This is a genomic window from Brevundimonas vesicularis NBRC 12165 (assembly GCF_001592205.1).
Taxonomy (GTDB): Bacteria; Pseudomonadota; Alphaproteobacteria; order Caulobacterales; family Caulobacteraceae; genus Brevundimonas; species Brevundimonas vesicularis.
In genome coordinates this window covers 52,769-70,494 of sequence record NZ_BCWM01000004.1, presented here as the reverse complement: position 1 = coordinate 70,494, position 17,726 = coordinate 52,769, and the positions used below count along the sequence as shown (strand labels likewise).

Sequence of the window (17,726 nt, the reverse complement as noted above, 5' to 3'; positions counted from 1 at the left end):
ATCAGGCCTCCACGTAGACGTCGGTATAGAGCTCGGACGGATCGGGTTCCGGGCTCTCTTGGGCGAATTGAACAGCTTCGGCGACGATCGCCTTGATCTCGTTGTCGATGGCCTTGAGCTCGTCCTCGGTCGCATTGGCGGCCGACAGCAGCGTCTTCAGGTGATCGATCGGGTCGCGGGTCTTCTTGACCTCGTCGACCTCTTCCTTGGTCCGGTACTTGGCCGGGTCGGACATCGAGTGACCACGATAGCGATAGGTCTTCACCTCCAGGATGAAGGGACCGCCGCCCTCGCGGGCGCGCTTCACCGCACGCGCCGTCGCGTCGCGCACGGCCAGCACGTCCATGCCGTCGACCTGCTCGCCCGGAATGCCGAAGCTGGCGCCGCGCTGATACAGTTCGGTCGTGGAGGACGAGCGCTCGATGCTCGTGCCCATGGCGTACTGGTTATTCTCGATAATGTAGATGGCCGGCAGCTTCCACAGCTGCGCCATGTTGAAGCTTTCGTACACCTGCCCTTGGTTCGAGGCGCCGTCGCCGAAATAGACGAAGGCCACCGAATCGTCGCCGCGATACTTGCCGGCGAAGGCCAGGCCGGTGCCCAGCGCCACCTGAGCGCCGACGATGCCGTGACCGCCGTAGAATCCGGTCGGCACGTCGAACATGTGCATCGATCCCCCCTTGCCCTTGGACGAACCGCCGCTGCGGCCGGTCAGCTCGGCCATGACTTCCTTGGGATCCATGCCGGCGGCCAGCATGTGGCCGTGGTCGCGGTATCCGGTGATGATCTTGTCGTGGCCTTGTTTGACGCTCTCCTGAACGCCGACCGCCACGGCCTCTTGGCCGATGTACAGGTGGCAGAAGCCGCCGATCAGACCCATGCCGTAGAGCTGGCCCGCACGCTCTTCGAAGCGGCGGATCAGAACCATCTCGCGATAGAAGCGCAGAAGGTCTTCCTTGGACGCCGTCGGCGTGTTGGGCAGTTTGTCAGGCGTGGTCGTCTGAGCGGATTTGGCTGGGGCTTTCGCCATCCGGTATCTCCCGGCTAGGCGCCGAGAACCGACGCCTTCTTATCGTTACGGAAAGGGGCTTTAGCAGCCTTCCTTCCGGTAACGCAAAGGGGTGCGGGTCGCCCTGTAACAATAGTTCAAGTGGTGAAGGGCGCTCAGCCTTGGGCGGCAGGCGCCGAGACGCGGATCACATAGTCGCGCGGATCGGAGAAGCCGAGCACGGCGCGCGCGCGCTCTTCCAGAAGGTCGCGAGACAGGCTGTCGGTGCGCAGATAGCGAACCCGTGTCTCAAGGTCGCGGCGCTGCTCAGTCAGATGCGCCAGCTGGTCCTCGCGTTGCCCCAGCAGGGCGTCGCGAGACGAGCCGCTCAACAGTCCGCGCTCGCCCGTCAGCGCCTGCACCCCGAGATAGGCCAGAAGCAGCAACAGGGCGAGGGACAGGCGGTAAGGTTTCATCCGTTCGGGCACTTGAGACGCTCCTTCTGAGCGCGAAAACACAGTTCAGAAACCGTGCCCGAAAATGCCTAACGAAATGTAGCTTGACCGTAAGATTGTCGGCGGAAAACGCTGATTCTCCGCCGACAATTCCGTTTCCTATTTCAGCAGCATGCCGTCGCCGAAATAAACGCCCTGGTCGCCCAGCATTTCCTCGATGCGGAGCAACTGATTGTACTTCGCCACCCGGTCGGAGCGGGCCAGAGAGCCGGTTTTGATCTGCCCGCAGTTGGTCGCCACGGCCAGGTCGGCGATGGTGTAGTCCTCGGTCTCGCCCGACCGGTGGCTCATCACGGCGGTGTAGCCTGCGCGGTGGGCCATATCGACGGCGTCCAGCGTCTCGGACAGGGTGCCGATCTGGTTGACCTTGATCAGGATCGAGTTGGCCAGACCTTCGCCGATACCCGCAGCCAGACGCGCCGGATTGGTCACAAACAGATCGTCGCCGACCAGTTGGACCCGGTCGCCCAGGCGTTCGGTCAGCAGGCGCCAGCCGTCGAAGTCATCCTCGGCCATGCCGTCCTCGATCGACACGATCGGGAAGCGTTCGCACAAGTCGACCAGGTAGGCCGCCATGCCTTCGGAATCGACGGTCTTGCCCTCGCCGGCCATGACGTATTTGCCGTCCCTGAAGAACTCGGTCGAGGCGACGTCGAGGCCCAGGTGGAAATCCTCGCCCGCGAGGTAGCCCGCCGCCTGGCCCGCCTTGGTGATGAAGCTCAGCGCCTCATCGGCCGAGGCCAGATTGGGCGCAAAGCCGCCCTCGTCCCCGACGTTGGTGTTGTGCCCGGCGTCCTTCAGTTGCTTCTTCAGGGCGTGGAAGATTTCGGCGCCCATGCGTACCGCGTCCGAAAAGGTCTCGGCGCCGGTAGGCAGGATCATGAACTCCTGGATGTCGATCGGATTATCGGCGTGGGCGCCGCCGTTGATGATGTTCATCATCGGGGTCGGCAGGACGCGGGCCGAGACGCCGCCCAGATAGCGATACAGTTCCTGATTGGCCGACAGGGCGCTGGCCTTTGCGACCGCCAGAGACACGCCCAGGATCGCGTTGGCGCCCAGACGGCCCTTGTTGGGCGTGCCGTCCAGCTCGATCATCGCCTCGTCGATCCGGCGCTGCTGCTCGGCATCCATGCCGGACAGGGCGTCGAAGATTTCGCCGTTGACGGCGTCGACCGCCTTCTGGACGCCCTTGCCGCCCCACATGTCCTTGTCGCCGTCACGCAGCTCGACCGCTTCGTGCGCGCCCGTAGACGCGCCGGACGGAACGGCGGCGCGGCCGAACGAACCGTCTTCCAGCGTGACATCGACCTCGACCGTCGGATTGCCCCGGCTATCGAGGATCTGGCGGGCGACGATGTCGGCGATGTCGGTCATGGCTCGGCTCTTTGGCTCAAGGGGCAAGGGAGGTCCGACGGTTTAGCCGCCTCCCCGCCAAACGCCAATGCCGACATCGTCGCCAGGCGTCAGGAACAGCCCTCGACGAGCTGGATCGAAGGATCGCCCGCATGGACCATCATCACCTTGCCGTCGCTGCCGATCTCATATCGAACGCCGCGCGCCGACGGATCGGTGACATAGGTCGTCGATCCGCCCTTCGACCAGACGAACAGATCCTCGGCCGGCGCCTCCTGGTATTTGTGCGGCTGGGCGAAGACCGCGCCGCCATAGGCCTGCTTGATCGCCATGGCCGTATCGCCCACCCCGAATCCACGATCGGTCTTCGTCGTCGCACCGCGCGCCAGGGTGATTCGCGTCAGCACGCCGTTCTGGACCATCACCTGCACATCTGCTGGCGCGTTTGCCGGATGGAACTGGTCACAGACTTCGGGCTCGGCGCCGCCGACGGCGTTCGGTTGGGAGTCCTCGCCCCAGACCTTCACCAGTTCGGCGCGCGTCATGCCGATTCGCACCGGCCCCAGACCTTCGGCTGTCAACGCATTCGGATCGGCGGCTGGCGTTGCGGGCGTCTCGTTCGCGGATACGACCGGCGGTGCGGCGGGCTCTGAGACGCGCTCCTCTGCGCGATTACAGGCGGCGAGGGTCAGCAGCGCGCAGGCGCCGACGGCGGTGAAACGAATCATCATGCGGCGTCTCCAATGGAAGCTTCACCGCACAGAACGCACGAAAACGGCGCGCGGGTCACCGCGCGCCGTCGAAATCGTCATCCGACCGAAGTCGGGATCGCCTGAAAGACTAGTCTTCCTTCGGCGTGATGACCTGACGACCGCGATAGGTGCCGGTCTTCAGGTCGATGTGGTGCGGGCGCTTCAGCTCGCCGGTGTCCTTGTCCTCAACGTAGACGTTCGAGGTCAGGGCGTCGTGGGCGCGGCGCATGTTGCGACGCGAGGGAGATACTTTGCGCTTCGGAACGGCCATGTCCGTCTCAATCTTCTAAGTCGGGCGCCGCCCAGAGCCGAGCTCCGTCTAGCGCGAAAACAATAGCGGCGGCCCTCAGGACCGCCACGCGAGGCGCGGCTTATGCATGAACCGCGCGACGATTTCAAGGCGTTTAAGCAGGCGTCAGACGCCGGACGATCTTCGCAGGATTGCCGACCACCACCACGTCGGACGGCACGTCCTTCGTCACGACCGATCCCGCGCCGATCACCGAACGATCGCCGATGGTGACGCCCGCCAAAACGATAGCGCCGCCGCCAATCCAGACGTCGTCCCCAATGGCGATCGGCCGCGCCGTCTCCTCGCCGCGGCGGGCGACCGCGTCCAGCGGATGTTCCGGCGTCAGAAGCTGCACGCCCGGCCCGGCCTGGAAGTTGTCGCCGATACGGATCTCGGCGCAGTCCAGGAACACGCAGTTGGCGTTCGCGAAGGCCCGCGCGCCCAGATGGATGTTGACGCCGTAGTCGCAGAAGAAGCCCGGCATGATGATCGCCTTGCCGTCGGCCGCATTGACCAGTTCGTTGACCAGGGCGCCGCGCCGGTCGCGATCCGGCTCGGCGTTGATGGCGACGGTCAGGGCCACGGCGCGGGCGCGACCGTCGCGCAGATCGGGATCGCCCGGATCATAGGGCAAGCCCGCCAGCATCTTCTCGCGCTCGGTCATGCGGCCTCCGTCAGAGCGTCAGCCACCGCTTCACCGATGGCTAGCGAACTGGTCAGGCCGGGGCTTTCGATGCCGAACAGAGCCATCAGACCATCGATGCCGTGATGCTCGCGGCCATGAAGCTGGAAGTCCGGTTGCGGCTCGCCCGGCCCATGCAGTTTGGGCCGAATGCCGGCGTAGTCCGGCGTCAGGACGCCATCGGGCAATCCCGGCCAGAAACGGCGAATGTAGGTGGCGAACTCTTCGGCCTTGGCAGGATCGACCGAGTAATCCTCGTTTTCGACATAGGCCAGGTCGGGCCCGAACACGGCCTGACCACCCAGATCCTTGCGATAGTGGGTGCCCAGCGCGCCGGGGATGGGCGGCGGATAGATCAGGCGGTCGAACGGCGCCTTGCCCGTCAGCCGGAAATAGACGCCCTTGCCGAAATGTCCGGCCGGAATGTCGCCGGGCGGATAGCCTTTGATCAACGCCGCCACCGCCTGGGCCGACAGTCCAGGCGCGGTGACCAGAAGGCGGCTGGTGACCCGCATCCCCCCCTCCCCGCCGACACGGATCGTGAAGCCGCCGCCCGTCAGCGGCTCTGCGCCCTCGAACGGCGCCGAGACCACGACCGACCCGCCCGAATCCTCGATCTCGCCTTGCAGGGCGAGCATATAGCCGTGGCTGTCGAACAGGCCGCTCTCGGGCGACAGAATGGCGGCGTGGGCGTTCAGCTCCGGCTCCAGCGCCCGCGCCTGGGCGCCGGTTAGATGCGCCAGCCCTTCGACACCATTCGCCGTCGCCTGTTCGAAGATCGCCTCGATCCGCTCGACCTCGGCCTCTTGCGTCGCCACAACCAGCTTGCCGCATTTCCAGTGGTTGATCTTGCGGCTGGCCAGGAAGTCGTAGAGCGCGCGGCGTCCCTCGACGCAGAAGCGGGCTTTCAGTGAACCGGTCGGATAATAGAGCCCGCCGTGAATGACCTCGGAATTGCGGGAGGAGACGCCCTGGCCGATGTGGGCTTCCTTCTCCAACACCAGCACCGTCAGGCCCCGTTTCGACAGCGCCCGTCCGCAGGCCAGGCCCACAGCCCCGGCGCCGACGACGGTCGCGTCGAAATCGAAACTCATCGGACGCCGTATCTCCGTTTCGCCTCGGCCTCGAAACAGCCGATCAGCTTTTCCACCGCCCGGTCGAAGTTCGCCGATAGCATCATGTCCAGCATCCGGGATTTGAAGGCGAAGTCGATCATGAACTCCAGCCGCGTGCCGTCGGGATGGGGAAAGAACTCCCAACGGTTCTTCAGGTGCTTGAAGGGGCCGCGCAGCAAGCCGACCTCGACCTTGGGCGCATTGCGATCATGCCGGACCCAGGTGGAGAAACGCTCCTTTAGAAAGGAAAACCCGACGCTGGCCTCCGCATCCTGCAAGCCGACGCCCTCGCCTTCCTCGCGCGCGTTCCAGACGCGCATCGACGTGACCCAAGGCACGAAGTCGGGATAGGCGCGCACGTCGGCGACCAGATCGGCAAGCTGTTCGGGCGCATAGGGAAGAATGCGCGTGACGCGGTGGACGGCCATGCGGGACTTAGCGGCGCAGCTGCGCCTCGCGCGCCGCCTTAAGCCGGGCGAAGTCGTCGCCGGCGTGGTGCGACGAACGCGTCAGCGGGCTGGACGACACCATCAGGAAGCCCTTCGCCCGGGCGATCGCCTCATAGGCCTTGAACTCTTCCGGCGTCACGAACCGATCAATGGCGGCATGTTTGCGCGTCGGCTGCAGGTACTGGCCGATGGTGATGAAGTCGACGCCGGCGGACCGCATGTCGTCCATCACCTGCATGACCTCTTCCTTGGTCTCGCCCAGACCGACCATGATGCCGGACTTGGTGAACTGGTTCGGGTCGCGCTCCTTGACCATCTGCAACAGGCGCAGGCTGTGGAAGTAGCGCGCGCCCGGGCGAATCTTCAGATACAGGCGCGGCACGGTCTCCAGGTTGTGATTGAAGACATCGGGCTTGGCGTCAATCATCACGGCGGCCGCCCCGTCCTTTCGCAAGAAGTCGGGGGTCAGTATCTCGATCGTGGTGTCCGGCGCCTGGATGCGGATCTGGCGCACCACCTCGGCGAAGTGGGCCGCACCGCCGTCGGCCACGTCGTCGCGATCGACCGATGTGATGACGACGTGGTTCAGGCCCATCTGCTGGACAGCCAGGCCCACCTTGCCCGGCTCTTCCGGATCCAGCGGCTGAGGCAAGCCCGTCTTTACGTTGCAGAAGGCGCAGGCCCGCGTGCAGGTGTCGCCCATGATCATCAAGGTGGCGTGTTTCTGGCTCCAGCACTCGCCGATGTTCGGGCAGGCCGCCTCTTCACAGACCGTCACCAGCCCCTTGGAGCGAACGATCTCCTTGGTGGCGTTGTATTGACCAGAGCCCGGCGCCTTGACCCGCAGCCAGTCGGGCTTTTTCAGAACGACCGACTCGGGCCGGTTCTGCTTTTCAGGGTGGCGCAGCTCGGACGGCTTGCGCTGAAGGGTGTCGATCAGGGTGACCATAGCCGGTATTTCGGACTTTGAGGGCGTTTAGGCAAGGCACACCGGGTAACAGACTTGCCGCAGGCGTGATCGCGCAGCGGAACTCACGCGACGTTACGCATCTTTTCAAGATGACGCGGCGTCATTAATGACAGTCGCCCGAACAACAGAGAGGGCCGCCCGCGTCCTCCGTAGGAGACGCGCTTGCGCCAGGCCCTGGATCCCTCGCTTTACGACTCGACCCTGATCGACGCCCTGATCGATGCGCGGTCGCGGTTCGGCGACAAGGAAATCCTGGAGGATCAGGACCGGCATCCGCTGACCTACACCGGCCTGATCCGCGCCGCCTTCGTGCTGGGCCGCAAGATCGCCAATATGACCGACAAGGGCGAGCGGGTCGCTATCCTGCTGCCGTCGTCCATGGGCGTCGTCGTCACCTTCTTCGGTCTGCACGCCCACGGTCGTGTGCCGGTAATGCTGAACTTCACCGCCGGCGAAGCCAATCTGAAAGCGGCGATCAAGGCCTCGGGCGTCAAGAAGGTGCTGACCGCCAAACGCTTCATCGACCAGGCCAAGCTGGACGACCTGATCGTCGAACTGAAGACGGTGGCCGAGGTCGTCTGGCTGGACGACGTGCGCAAGACCATCGGTCTGGCCGACAAGCTCTACGGCCTCGCCGCCGGCGCGGCGCCCAAGCGGTTCCGCGTGAAGACGGATCCCGATGCGCCGGGCGTCGTCCTGTTCACCTCCGGCAGCTTCGGCACGCCAAAGGGCGTCGTGCTGAGCCAGAAGAACCTCGTCGCCAATGCGCGTCAGGTGGCGGCCCACATCGACCTGCTGCCCGAATGGGTGATGTTCAATCCCCTGCCGACCTTCCACTGTTTCGGCCTGACCGGCGGGGTCATTCTGCCGCTGCTGCAAGGGTTGAAGGCGTTCCAGTATCCGTCGCCGCTGCACGCCAAACAGATCACCGACCTGCTGCCCCAGGTGAAGGCCTCGATCCTGTTCGCGACCGACACCTTCCTGAACCAGTACGGCCGCGTCGCCGAACCGAACGACTTCTCGACGCTGAAGTTCGTCGTCGCCGGCGCCGAAAAGGTGCGCGAGGAAACCCGCACCCTGTTCAACACCAAGTTCGGCGGCGTCGAACTACTGGAAGGCTACGGCGCAACCGAGGCCTCGCCCGTGATCGCCGTCAACCATCCTGACCGAAACGCGCCAGGCACGGTCGGTCAGGTGCTGCCCGGCATCGACTGGAAGCTGGAGCCCGTTGAGGGCATCGAAGCAGGCGGTCGCCTAATGCTGCGCGGGCCCAATGTCATGAGCGGCTATGTCACCTCGGCCGAGCCCTTGCAGTGGGATCCGATCGGCGACGACTGGCTGGACACCGGCGACATCGTCGATGTGACCGACGACGGCTATGTCACCATCCGCGGCCGCGCCAAGCGCTTCGCCAAGATCGGCGGCGAGATGGTCTCACTAACCGCCGTCGAAGGGATCGCCGGCGCCGTCTGGCCGGATCAGCGCCACGCCGTGGTGTCGATTCCGGACAGCCGCAAGGGCGAGAAGCTGGTGCTCGTCACTGACCACGCCGACGCTGAGGTCGCGCCCCTGGCCGAATGGGCGCGAACCAACGGCGCGCCCGAACTGATCGTGCCGAAAAAGATCGTCAAGGTCGCCGAGGTCCCCGTCCTGGGCACCGGCAAGACTGACTATGTGTCGATCCAGAAGATGGTAGAGGCCGAGAAGGCGGCCTGATCAGCCGATCCGGACGCCCGTCATCGAGATCGAGCCGCCGTCGATACGGTCGTTGAAGAAGCTGACCGCCTCGCCCGGCTCCTGCTGGGCGGCGATGTAAAGCACCGGCAGGAAATGTTCGTCGGTCGGCACGCTCAATTGCGCGTCCTCGGCCAGACCCACCCAGTCGATCAGCGCTTCATGGTTGCCCCGTTCGAACGCCGTCTTCACCGCCTCGTTGAAGCCGGTCGCCCAGGCGTAGGGTTCGGCGCCGTCCTCGCGTTTCCAGGTCCGCAGATTGTGGACGAAGTCGCCCGAGCCAGCGATGACGATTCCCTCGTCGCGCAGCGGTTTCAGCGCCTTGGCCAGGTCGTAATGCTGGCGCGCCGTCAGCTCGCGATTCAGCGATAACTGCACCACGGGCACGTCTGCCTCTGGCCAAACATGGCACAGCACCGACCAGGTCCCGTGATCCAGGCCCCACCCTTGCGTCTGGACGGCTCCGGTCAGCGCCGACACCCGCGCCGCCAAGGCGGGCGACCCGGGCGCCGGATACTGCATCTGATGAAGTTCGCGCGGGAAGTTGCCGAAGTCATGGATGGTTTCGGGCTTCTCCTGCGCGGTGACGCCCAGCCCGCGCGTCTCCCAGTGGGCGGAGATCATCACCACACCCTTGGGCTTGCCGATCGCTTCGCCCAGCGCACGCCAGGCGGCCCCATAGGGACCGCCAAGCGCATTCATGGGCGAACCGTGGCCGAAAAAGACGGCGGGCTGACGCATCGGATCAGCCGTGCAGCTTCTTGGCCAGCTCGGCGATATGCTTGCCCTGGAACCGGGCGCCGTCCAGCTCGACGTCGCTGGGCTGACGCGAGCCGTCGCCGCCCGTGATCGTCGATGCGCCATAGGGCGAACCGCCGTGGATGGCGTCCAGCGTCATCTGTCCCTGGAAGGAATAGGGCAGCCCCACGACCGGCATGCCGTGGTGCATGAAGAAGTTGTGCAGGCCCTGGAACGTCGTCTCCTGGCCGCCGTGCTGGGTCGCGGTGGCGGTGAAGGCGCCGCCGATTTTGCCGATCAGGGCGCCCGAGAACCACAGGCCGCCGGCCTGATCCAGGAAGGCGCGCATCTGCGACGCGGCCGAACCGAAGCGGGTGCCGGCGCCGATGATGATGGCGTCGTAGTCCTTCAGATCGTCGATCTTGGCGATCGGCGCCTTTTGATCCAGCTTGTAGTGCGAGGCCTTGGCCAGCTCTTCCGGCACGGTTTCCGGCACGCGCTTGATGTCCACGACGGCGCCTTCGACCTCGCGCGCGCCTTCGGCGACCGCCTCGGCCATGGTTTCCAGGTGACCATAGGTCGAATGATACAGGACGAGGACTTTCGGCATCGGGGAGGCTCCGTTGAATGGCAACGGTCGTCATTCGCAACAACGACCGTTGCTAACTTGGCGCGCTGCTTGCCCTTCCGCAAGTCCCCGACATCAAATCACGTCTCGAAGGGACAAACGGTGTCGTAAAAGGTCTTGTCGCCCGGCGTGGGGCGACCGCGGCGACAATGGAAACGGTGCTCCATCACCATCGCCTGCTGCTCGATGTTCAACGCGCCCCACCGGCAGGTCGGTTCCACGCGATAGGCGTAGGAGGCGGAGGTGTCCCCAGCTTTCAGCTTGGCGAACAGCAGATTGACCCCCTGCTGGGCCTGCCAGACGTGCGTCAGTTCATGGATCAGGACGCCCTGCATGCGAACCGGCGCGGCCGTGAAGTCTGCGACGAGCTGCGCTTGCGGCCAGACAATCCAGTCTCGCCCGAACCAGCGTCCAGCAACGAAGGCGCGGCGGAACGGCCAGCCGATCAAACGGACCGGTGCGAGGTCGATTGCGGCCCCGAACGCCTCTCGCGCCAGGCCCTTTTCAGCATTGCTCAGGGCGCGAACGAAGGATCCCAAGGCTTCACATACTCCCAGTGCCACGGTTCATAGACATAGGGCACAAAGCCGAAACGCCCAGCGTTCGTCACCAGCCAGCGATAGGTCGCCGACCGCGCCATATATTCGCGACTGGCCGGGGTGGTGGAATCGACGCCCAGACCCGGCGCCTGGCCGACATACAGATCGACCGCTGTCCCCGTCCGATGCGGAGAGCAGACGGCACGACGTAGGCCGTCGCAGTTGCCCTGCTGCGCACAGCGCGCCGCGTCCGCCTCGGGATCGCGGAAGCCGGAGAAAATCTGCAGCAGTTCGGGATCGCCCGCCACCTCCGGAACCTCAGCCCGCGCGGCCGCGACCAGCTGGCGATAGGCGTCCAACACGTCCCGGCGCAGCAGACGTGTCAGACGGTCGGCATGTTCCTCGGACTCGACCAGATAGCCAAGCTGATTGATCGGCGGCGGCTCGGGACAGGCTCCGCCGACGCGCGCCATGACGAACGGCCGCCGCTCCTGCCAAAGGCCGCGAAACACCTGGAAGGTCGCCGCATCGAACAGACCGGTCGGCGCCAGGCCGTGCGTCTGCTGAAACCCCGCCAGTTGTGACGCGAAGATCGGCGTGCCGGGTCCGCAGGTCGTATGCAGTTCGCGCTGGATCAGCGGCAGATAGGCCTGCCACCCCCACTCCGCCGCCCCGAACGGCGCCCATTCCATGCCGTAGGCCGACGCCACGTTCGCCAGTCCCTGCGCCTGCCAACCGTCGGCGTTGGTGTGGCAGGGTCCGGCCGCACGCGCGCCGCCAGCAAACGTCAGAACGAAGCAAACGGACAGGAACGCAAGAAGGCTTCGCCACATGTCGCACAGGAAGCCCCAAGCTGGTCGATCTCACAAGTGCATGCGTCACCGATCGCTGGCATGGTGGCGCGCGGCCGACTCGCGCCGCGCCTTTCGGACCGATGCATGTCCACCGCCGCGCCGACCGCGCCCCGCCGTTCCAACGCCGTGCTCGCGGCCTTTTCCGGCCCGTGCCTGCCGCTGGCGGCCTTCGGGGTCGCCCTGCCCGTCACCCTGCCCGAGTTCTACGCCACCCATGTGGGTTTGGAGCTGGGAGTTGTGGCGGCCGTCTTCATGGCCGCGCGCCTGATCGACATCGTCTTCGACCCCTTCATCGGCTGGGGCATGGACAAGACCAAGACGCGGTTCGGTCGCTATCGCCCGTGGATGGCGATCTCGACGCCGATCCTGATGCTGTCGGCCTTCATGATGTTCGTCGTGGTCCAACCGGGCGCCGGACCGGCCTATCTGTTTGGTTGGCTGCTGGTCCTCTATCTCGGCTTCTCGATCGGCACCTTGGGCCAACTCGGCTGGGCCGCCGTGCTTGCGCCGCAGTATGACCAGCGCAGCCGGGTCTATGGCTGGTGGCAGGTGTTTAACATCATCGGCGTGATCCTGATTCTGGTGCTGCCGACCGTGGTGGTTCAGACCGGCATCGGGAACTATGCCGACGGCGTGCGCATCATGGGCTGGGCCATCCTGATCGCCCTTCCCGTCACCATCGGCCTGGCCATGGTCGCCGTACCCGAACCCGTCAACGCGGGCGACCAGCCGCACGGGGGCGCCGGCGCCTATCTGGCCCTGCTGAAGATGCCCACGGTCCGGAAGCTCTTGATCGCCGACCTGCTGCTGGGGGTCGCGCCAGGCATCACGGGTTCGCTGCTGTTCTTCTTCTTCGGACAGATCAAGGGTTACGACCACAGCCAGGCCGGCCTGTTCATGTTGTTCTATTTCGTCGCCGGTCTGTGCGGCGCGCCGATCTGGGCCTGGTTGGCCACGCGGATCGGCAAGGACAAGGCCCTGGCTGTCGCCAGCCTGATTTTCGCGGCCCTTTATATCGCCGCCACCCTGGTTCCCGGCGGCAACTTCATGCTGACGGCAGGCGCCATGTTCATCGCCGGCCTGCCCTATGCGGCCGGCCTGTTTCTGCTGCGCGCCATGATGGCGGACGCCGGCGACGAGGTGCGGCTGGAGACGGGCGTGGATCGCACCGGACTGATGTTCTCCATCCTGTCCGCGACGACCAAGATCGGCCACGTGGTCGCGCTGATCCCCTATCTGATCCTGCAAGGCGTGGGCTTCAAGGCGGTGCCGGGCCCGATGGGCAACAGCGACTTTTCACTGCTGACGCTCCAGATCCTGTTCATTCTGGTCCCCGGCCTGTTGCTGGCCGCCGCCGCCTGGGTGCTGAAGGGCTATCCCCTGACGCCGAAGCGGCACGATGAAATCCGCCTCGCCCTGGAAGCTCGCGACGGAGCCCGCCGTTGAGACCGATCGACCGCCTGCTCGGCGTCATGGAGCGGTTGCGCGATCCTGACGGCGGCTGCCCCTGGGACGTGGAGCAGACCTTCGCCACCATCGCCCCTTACACGATCGAGGAGGCCTATGAGGTCGCCGACGCCATCGAGCGCAACGATCTGGTCGAGCTGAAGGGCGAACTGGGCGACCTGCTGTTTCAGGTGGTCTTCCACGCCCGCATGGCCGAGGAACAGGGGCTGTTCGACTTCGACGACGTGGTCACGGCCATCGCCGACAAGCTGGAGCGCCGCCACCCCCACGTCTTTGGTGACGAGGCCCAGCGCTCCACGAAAGAACAGACCGTCGCCTGGGAAGCCATCAAGGCCGCCGAGCGCAAGGACCGCAAAAAGCCTGGCGTGCTGGATGACGTGCCGGTCGGCCTGCCCGCCCTGACCCGCGCCGCCAAGCTGACAAAGCGCGCTGGTCGCGTCGGCTTTGACTGGCCATCCACCGATGAGGTGTTCGACAAGCTGGCCGAAGAGGTCGAGGAGCTGCGCGTCGAGATCGCCGCCGGCGACAAGGCCAAGGCGCGCGAAGAGCTGGGCGATCTTCTGTTCGTCGTCGCCAACCTGGCGCGCAAGCTGGACGTCGAACCCGAAGACGCCCTGCGCGCCGCCAACGCGAAGTTCGTGCGTCGCTTCGGCTTCATCGAGGCCGAGCTGGCGAAGGACAGCCGCACGCCCGACCAATCGGACCTGACCGAGATGGACCGCCTCTGGGACGCCGCAAAGGTCGCCGAGAAGGCCGCGCCTGAAGCCTGAGCGACCCCGCGTGACCTACGACCTGATCATTTTCGACTACGACGGCGTGGTCGCCGACAGCGAGGTGCTGAACAGCACCGTCATGGCCGAGCAACTGACCGCCATCGGTCTGCCGACCTCGCTCGACGACGTCTTGGCCGCCTATACGGGCAAGCGCTGGCGCGACAATCGGCCGGTCGTCGAGGCGGCCTTGGGTCGTGCCTGCCCTGAAGACTTCCACACCACATGGTTTGCCACCTGTCGTCAGCGCGCGCCGCAGCAGCTTGAACCCGTGCCCGGTCTTCTGGACTTTGTCGCTGCCCGACCCGAGCCCCGCTGCATCGCTTCGTCCAGCGGCCCCGACTGGATCGGCGTCGGCCTGAACCTATTCGGCCTGACGGATCATTTCGACGGCGCGGTCTTTACCGGCCTGGTGGTCGAGCGCGGAAAGCCCCACCCCGACATCTTCCTGCACGCCGCCCAGACGATGGGCGTCGATCCGTCCCGCGTCCTGGTGATCGAAGACAGCGAGGCGGGCGTCACGGCCGGCGTCGCGGCCGGTATGACGGTCGTGGGGCTGACGGCGGGCGGCCATGTTCGCGACGGCCATGCCGAGCGCCTGACGGCCCGCGGCGCCCACCACATCGCCGACAGCTATGCGGCCGTCTCCGCTTTCATGGATCGTCAGAGGTAGCGCAGTTCCTGAAGATCGACGTCACGGAACAGCTTCTTGGCCGTCACCTCATCCAGCTGACGAGCCCTCATCAATCGACGCAGTTCCTCGCGCTCGGCGGCCAGCCCCGCCAGCCAGAGACGACGCTCGATATCGTCCATCTTTCGCGTCAGGGCGGCGTCTTCCTCGTCCGTGCGGGTGTGGGTCTCGATCCGCTGGCGATAGGTCTCCATGATCCGACCGGCGATGTCGGAATAGAGATCGGGGTCGGGTTTGCCTTCCGCCATAGCGTACGAGGCGTCCTCAATGGCGCGCAGGGCGGCCGAGGCGGCGGCGACCCGGCCACGATCCTCTTCCTGCTCATGCGAGGGCTCCGGCGGCAGTTCGACGTTCTTCAGGAGTCTAGGCAAGGCGAAGGTCGCCAGCACCAGCGACACCACGATCACCCCCGCCGCCAGGAAGATGGCGAGGTTCCGCGACGGCATCGGCGATCCGTCGCCCAAGGCGAACGGCAGGGTCAGAATACCCGCCAGAGTGATCGCCCCCCGCACGCCCGCCAGAGACATCACCATGGTCAGCCGCAGACCGACCCTGGCCGGCGGACCGCGATGGCGGCGGCGAAACAGGGTCAGCTTCAGCGAGGTCCAAACCCAGACGAACCGCAGCGCCGCCAAGGTGGCGACGATGCCGAACACATAGACCGCCAGCCACCAGACCTCGGGCCGGCTGGTGCCCGCCACCACCTCGGCCGCGCGCGACATGATCGAGGGCATCTGTTCGCCCAAGATCACGAAGATGATGCCGTTGGCGACGAACTGAACCGTGTCCCACACGACGCTGCGCCGGATCCGCGTCATCGCCATCGACTGGCCGGCGATGCCCCCCCGCTCGGTGAAGCTCATGGTCACCCCGGCCGCAACCGCCGCCAGGATGCCTGACGCATGCAGTTCTTCCGCCACCAGATAGGCCGCAAACGGGATCAGCAGGCTGACCAGAATCTGCGCGCCCACGTCCTCTCCCCAGCGTCGGCTGACGAAGCTCTTGGCGTAGCTGATGGCCATGGTGACCAGAACGCCGACGGCGACCCCGACCAAAGCCAGCCAGGCGAACGTCCCGACCGCATGGCCGATCGAAAACGCGCCAGTCGTCGCGGCGGCGACCGCGATCCGCATGCAGGTCAGGCCCGTCGCATCGTTCAACAGCGACTCACCTTCCAGAATGTGCATCAGGCGCTTCGGGATCGGCGCCCGTGCGGCGATCGCCTGAACCGCGATGGGATCGGTCGGCGACAGGATGGCGGCCAGGGCGAAGGCCACCGGCAGCGGCATCTCCGGGATCATCCACCAGATCAGGAAGCCCAGACCGACGACGGTGAACAGCACCAACCCCAGCGCCAGCTCAAGGATGACCGCCCGGTCGCGAAACAGGTCTTCCTTAGGAATTCGCCAGCCGTCCAGAAACAGCAGCGGCGGCAGGAACAGAAGAAAGAAGATGTCCGGCTCAAGATCGACCGTCTTGCCCGTGATCAAGACGATGGCGGCGCCAAGCCCGATCTGAACCAAAGGCAAGGCTATGCGCGTGATCCGCGCGATCGAACCCGACACTACCACGGCCAACAGCAGAAGCAGGACGGTTTCGATCAGATGCATGAAAACTCAGTCGGTCCGGTCTGGATACAGGCGCTCGAATCGCCCGAGCGCCGCAGGATGCAGCCGGACCGTGACGTGAGTACGGCCAAGCTCGTCCGCATTGCGCGACGTGACCCGCCCATGTTCGTACAGCCACGCCAGGGCCTCGCCCTGATGCGGCTCGAGCGTCAACTGCGTCTCGGGATCGTCGTCGATCAGGCCGGCGATGATCTGGCGCAGAGGTTCGATCCCCTCGCCCGTCCAGGCTGAGACGGCCACCGCCTCACCGTCCTTCGCCAACCGTTCGGCCTGACCCAGCACAGTCTCACGCGCCTCGTCATCCAGCAGGTCGATCTTGTTCCAGACCTCCAGCACCCGGCGCGTCTTGCCCTCTGGCGTCTCGATCTGTTTCAGCACGGCCTCGACATCCTTGGCCTGAGCGGCGCTGTCGGGCGAGGCGATGTCGCGGACGTGCAGAATCAGATCGGCCTCGCCGACCTCCTCCAGGGTCGCGCGGAAGCTCTCGACCAGTTCGTGGGGCAGGTCGGAGATGAAGCCGACTGTATCCGCCACGATGGCCGGTCGCCCTTGCGGCAGCCGGATGGTCCGCTGGGTCGTGTCCAGAGTGGCGAACAACAGGTCCTTGGCGAAGACCTCCGACCCCGTCAGCCGGTTGAACAGCGTCGACTTGCCAGCGTTGGTGTAGCCGACCAGGGCGATCGTCGGGAACGGCGCCTTCTGACGCTGCTTGCGGTGCAGGCCGCGCGTGCGTCGCACCTCTTCCAACTCAGACTTCAGCCTGACGATCCGGTCGGCGATCAGACGCCGGTCCAGCTCGATCTGGGTTTCGCCGGGCCCGCCGGTCGAACCAGTGCCGCCGCGTTGCCGCTCAAGGTGGGTCCAGGTCCGCACCAGACGCGACCGCTCATAATCCAGCCGCGCCAGTTCGACCTGAAGCCGCCCCTCCTTGGTCCGCGCGCGACGGCCGAAGATCTCCAGGATCAGGCCGGTGCGGTCGATAACCTTCACCTCCCACGCCTTTTCCAGGTTGCGTTGCTGCACCGGCGTCAGGGCGTCGTCGATGATGACAGCCTCGGCGTCTGCGGCGCGCACGAGCGCGGCCAACTCCTCGACCTTGCCCGTGCCGAACAGGGTCGCTGGCGTGGTGCTGCGCAGCCGCACGATCTCTTCGGCGCGCACGTCGAGGTCCAGCGCGCGGGCAAGGCCCGCCGCCTCCTCAAGCCGTTCGCTCGCCAGCCGCGGACTGTCCGAGCGTCGGTCGGGGTGAATGACGACCGCCCGGATAAGCGGGACGGTGTGGTCGATCAGTTTTTGGGTCAATCAGTCTTCTTCGGCGTCGGGCTCGTACAGTTGCACGGGCGCGGACGGCATGATGGTTGAGATGGCGTGTTTGTACACCAGCTGGGACTGGCCATCGCGGCGCAGCAGGACACAGAAGTTGTCGAACCAGGTCACGATGCCCTGCAACTTGACCCCATTGACCAGGAAGATGGTCAGCGGCGTCTTGGTCTTGCGGACCGAGTTGAGGAAGGTGTCCTGAAGGTTCTGACGTTTGTCTTGCGACATGGCAGGTTTT

Annotated in this window: 20 protein-coding genes; 4 read left to right on the top strand and 16 right to left on the bottom strand. The window is 65.6% G+C overall.

What is annotated here, in order from left to right; genetic code table 11:
* Position 1: 1 nt before the first annotated feature.
* The 9 genes from pdhA to lipA form a co-directional block, all read right to left on the bottom strand.
* Positions 2 to 1,030, bottom strand: a complete 1,029-nt coding sequence (pdhA, locus tag BVE01S_RS04265) for a pyruvate dehydrogenase (acetyl-transferring) E1 component subunit alpha (protein WP_039243674.1) — start codon at positions 1,028 to 1,030, stop codon at positions 2 to 4.
* A 134-nt stretch (positions 1,031 to 1,164) separates the two neighbouring features.
* Positions 1,165 to 1,464, bottom strand: coding sequence for an FtsB family cell division protein (locus tag BVE01S_RS04260; protein ID WP_017504845.1), 300 nt, complete (start codon positions 1,462 to 1,464; stop codon positions 1,165 to 1,167).
* A 138-nt stretch (positions 1,465 to 1,602) separates the two neighbouring features.
* The gene (gene eno / locus BVE01S_RS04255) at positions 1,603 to 2,880 is read right to left on the bottom strand and encodes a phosphopyruvate hydratase (RefSeq protein ID WP_066624765.1); all 1,278 of its coding nucleotides are present in this window, start codon (positions 2,878 to 2,880) and stop codon (positions 1,603 to 1,605) included.
* 89 nt (positions 2,881 to 2,969) lie between these two features.
* Positions 2,970 to 3,590, bottom strand: coding sequence for a hypothetical protein (locus tag BVE01S_RS04250; protein ID WP_066624763.1), 621 nt, complete (start codon positions 3,588 to 3,590; stop codon positions 2,970 to 2,972).
* A 109-nt stretch (positions 3,591 to 3,699) separates the two neighbouring features.
* The gene (gene rpmF, locus BVE01S_RS04245) at positions 3,700 to 3,882 is read right to left on the bottom strand and encodes a 50S ribosomal protein L32 (RefSeq protein ID WP_026108365.1); all 183 of its coding nucleotides are present in this window, start codon (positions 3,880 to 3,882) and stop codon (positions 3,700 to 3,702) included.
* A gap of 133 nt (positions 3,883 to 4,015) precedes the next feature.
* A complete protein-coding gene (locus tag BVE01S_RS17365) occupies positions 4,016 to 4,567 on the bottom strand; it encodes a sugar O-acetyltransferase (RefSeq protein ID WP_066624760.1) in 552 nt (183 codons plus the stop codon).
* Positions 4,564 to 5,679: an NAD(P)/FAD-dependent oxidoreductase gene (locus BVE01S_RS04235; RefSeq protein WP_066624758.1), complete on the bottom strand. Its 1,116-nt coding sequence runs from the start codon at positions 5,677 to 5,679 to the stop codon at positions 4,564 to 4,566. Before BVE01S_RS04235 ends, BVE01S_RS17365 begins: the two co-directional genes overlap by 4 nt.
* Positions 5,676 to 6,128, bottom strand: coding sequence for a type II toxin-antitoxin system RatA family toxin (locus tag BVE01S_RS04230; protein ID WP_039243665.1), 453 nt, complete (start codon positions 6,126 to 6,128; stop codon positions 5,676 to 5,678). Before BVE01S_RS04230 ends, BVE01S_RS04235 begins: the two co-directional genes overlap by 4 nt.
* Before the next feature lie 7 nt (positions 6,129 to 6,135).
* Positions 6,136 to 7,098 (bottom strand): lipoyl synthase, encoded by a 963-nt coding sequence (gene lipA / locus BVE01S_RS04225; protein WP_017504838.1) that lies wholly within the window; start codon positions 7,096 to 7,098, stop codon positions 6,136 to 6,138.
* Positions 7,099 to 7,281: 183 nt separating this feature from the next.
* Here lipA and BVE01S_RS04220 point away from each other — a divergent pair, with 183 nt between their 5' ends.
* Positions 7,282 to 8,835, top strand: coding sequence for an AMP-binding protein (locus BVE01S_RS04220; protein WP_066624756.1), 1,554 nt, complete (start codon positions 7,282 to 7,284; stop codon positions 8,833 to 8,835).
* Here BVE01S_RS04220 and ygiD read toward each other — a convergent pair whose 3' ends face one another.
* The 4 genes from ygiD to BVE01S_RS04200 all read right to left on the bottom strand — a co-directional run bounded on the left by ygiD (position 8,836) and on the right by BVE01S_RS04200 (position 11,591).
* Complete coding sequence (gene ygiD / locus BVE01S_RS04215) at positions 8,836 to 9,594, bottom strand: 4,5-DOPA-extradiol-dioxygenase (RefSeq protein WP_084375289.1); 759 nt, start codon at positions 9,592 to 9,594, stop codon at positions 8,836 to 8,838.
* Between the two features lie 4 nt (positions 9,595 to 9,598).
* Positions 9,599 to 10,201 carry an NAD(P)H:quinone oxidoreductase gene (wrbA, locus tag BVE01S_RS04210; RefSeq protein WP_066624754.1) on the bottom strand — a complete coding sequence of 201 codons (603 nt, stop codon included), beginning with the start codon at positions 10,199 to 10,201 and terminating at the stop codon, positions 9,599 to 9,601.
* A gap of 98 nt (positions 10,202 to 10,299) precedes the next feature.
* Positions 10,300 to 10,758, bottom strand: a complete 459-nt coding sequence (locus BVE01S_RS04205; protein WP_066624751.1) for a hypothetical protein — start codon at positions 10,756 to 10,758, stop codon at positions 10,300 to 10,302.
* Entirely contained in the window at positions 10,734 to 11,591 is an 858-nt protein-coding gene (locus BVE01S_RS04200; RefSeq protein ID WP_066624748.1) for a D-alanyl-D-alanine carboxypeptidase family protein, read from the bottom strand. The genes BVE01S_RS04205 and BVE01S_RS04200 overlap by 25 nt, the downstream gene beginning before the upstream one ends.
* A 105-nt stretch (positions 11,592 to 11,696) precedes the next feature.
* Here BVE01S_RS04200 and BVE01S_RS04195 point away from each other — a divergent pair, with 105 nt between their 5' ends.
* Genes BVE01S_RS04195 through BVE01S_RS04185 form a run of 3 tightly spaced genes read left to right on the top strand, consistent with a single transcriptional unit; the run spans position 11,697 to position 14,522 of the window.
* A complete protein-coding gene (locus tag BVE01S_RS04195) occupies positions 11,697 to 13,058 on the top strand; it encodes an MFS transporter (RefSeq protein ID WP_066625007.1) in 1,362 nt (453 codons plus the stop codon).
* The gene (gene mazG / locus BVE01S_RS04190) at positions 13,055 to 13,849 is read left to right on the top strand and encodes a nucleoside triphosphate pyrophosphohydrolase (protein WP_084375288.1); all 795 of its coding nucleotides are present in this window, start codon (positions 13,055 to 13,057) and stop codon (positions 13,847 to 13,849) included. The genes BVE01S_RS04195 and mazG overlap by 4 nt, the downstream gene beginning before the upstream one ends.
* A gap of 10 nt (positions 13,850 to 13,859) precedes the next feature.
* Positions 13,860 to 14,522 (top strand): HAD family hydrolase, encoded by a 663-nt coding sequence (locus tag BVE01S_RS04185; protein ID WP_066624743.1) that lies wholly within the window; start codon positions 13,860 to 13,862, stop codon positions 14,520 to 14,522.
* Here BVE01S_RS04185 and BVE01S_RS04180 read toward each other — a convergent pair.
* From BVE01S_RS04180 to hfq, 3 genes are read right to left on the bottom strand one after another with little or no spacing between them, the layout of a single operon-like run.
* Positions 14,513 to 16,150 (bottom strand): Na+/H+ antiporter, encoded by a 1,638-nt coding sequence (locus BVE01S_RS04180; protein ID WP_066624742.1) that lies wholly within the window; start codon positions 16,148 to 16,150, stop codon positions 14,513 to 14,515. The two genes, BVE01S_RS04185 and BVE01S_RS04180, sit on opposite strands and share 10 nt — an antisense overlap.
* Before the next feature lie 6 nt (positions 16,151 to 16,156).
* Positions 16,157 to 17,470: a GTPase HflX gene (gene hflX, locus BVE01S_RS04175; protein ID WP_066624741.1), complete on the bottom strand. Its 1,314-nt coding sequence runs from the start codon at positions 17,468 to 17,470 to the stop codon at positions 16,157 to 16,159.
* Positions 17,471 to 17,716, bottom strand: a complete 246-nt coding sequence (gene hfq, locus BVE01S_RS04170) for an RNA chaperone Hfq (protein ID WP_003164861.1) — start codon at positions 17,714 to 17,716, stop codon at positions 17,471 to 17,473.
* Between the last annotated feature and the right edge of the window lie 10 nt (positions 17,717 to 17,726).

Coding starts and splice junctions, on each gene's coding strand:
- BVE01S_RS04195 (WP_066625007.1), top strand. CDS start 11,697: ATGTCCACCGCCGCGCCGACCGCGCCCCGCCGTTCCAACGCCGTGCTC.
- BVE01S_RS04200 (WP_066624748.1), bottom strand. CDS start 11,591: ATGTGGCGAAGCCTTCTTGCGTTCCTGTCCGTTTGCTTCGTTCTGACG.
- BVE01S_RS04180 (WP_066624742.1), bottom strand. CDS start 16,150: ATGCATCTGATCGAAACCGTCCTGCTTCTGCTGTTGGCCGTGGTAGTG.
- BVE01S_RS04235 (WP_066624758.1), bottom strand. CDS start 5,679: ATGAGTTTCGATTTCGACGCGACCGTCGTCGGCGCCGGGGCTGTGGGC.
- rpmF (WP_026108365.1), bottom strand. CDS start 3,882: ATGGCCGTTCCGAAGCGCAAAGTATCTCCCTCGCGTCGCAACATGCGC.
- ygiD (WP_084375289.1), bottom strand. CDS start 9,594: ATGCGTCAGCCCGCCGTCTTTTTCGGCCACGGTTCGCCCATGAATGCG.
- pdhA (WP_039243674.1), bottom strand. CDS start 1,030: ATGGCGAAAGCCCCAGCCAAATCCGCTCAGACGACCACGCCTGACAAA.
- hfq (WP_003164861.1), bottom strand. CDS start 17,716: ATGTCGCAAGACAAACGTCAGAACCTTCAGGACACCTTCCTCAACTCG.
- eno (WP_066624765.1), bottom strand. CDS start 2,880: ATGACCGACATCGCCGACATCGTCGCCCGCCAGATCCTCGATAGCCGG.
- BVE01S_RS04230 (WP_039243665.1), bottom strand. CDS start 6,128: ATGGCCGTCCACCGCGTCACGCGCATTCTTCCCTATGCGCCCGAACAG.
- wrbA (WP_066624754.1), bottom strand. CDS start 10,201: ATGCCGAAAGTCCTCGTCCTGTATCATTCGACCTATGGTCACCTGGAA.
- BVE01S_RS04260 (WP_017504845.1), bottom strand. CDS start 1,464: ATGAAACCTTACCGCCTGTCCCTCGCCCTGTTGCTGCTTCTGGCCTAT.
- BVE01S_RS04250 (WP_066624763.1), bottom strand. CDS start 3,590: ATGATGATTCGTTTCACCGCCGTCGGCGCCTGCGCGCTGCTGACCCTC.
- lipA (WP_017504838.1), bottom strand. CDS start 7,098: ATGGTCACCCTGATCGACACCCTTCAGCGCAAGCCGTCCGAGCTGCGC.
- BVE01S_RS17365 (WP_066624760.1), bottom strand. CDS start 4,567: ATGACCGAGCGCGAGAAGATGCTGGCGGGCTTGCCCTATGATCCGGGC.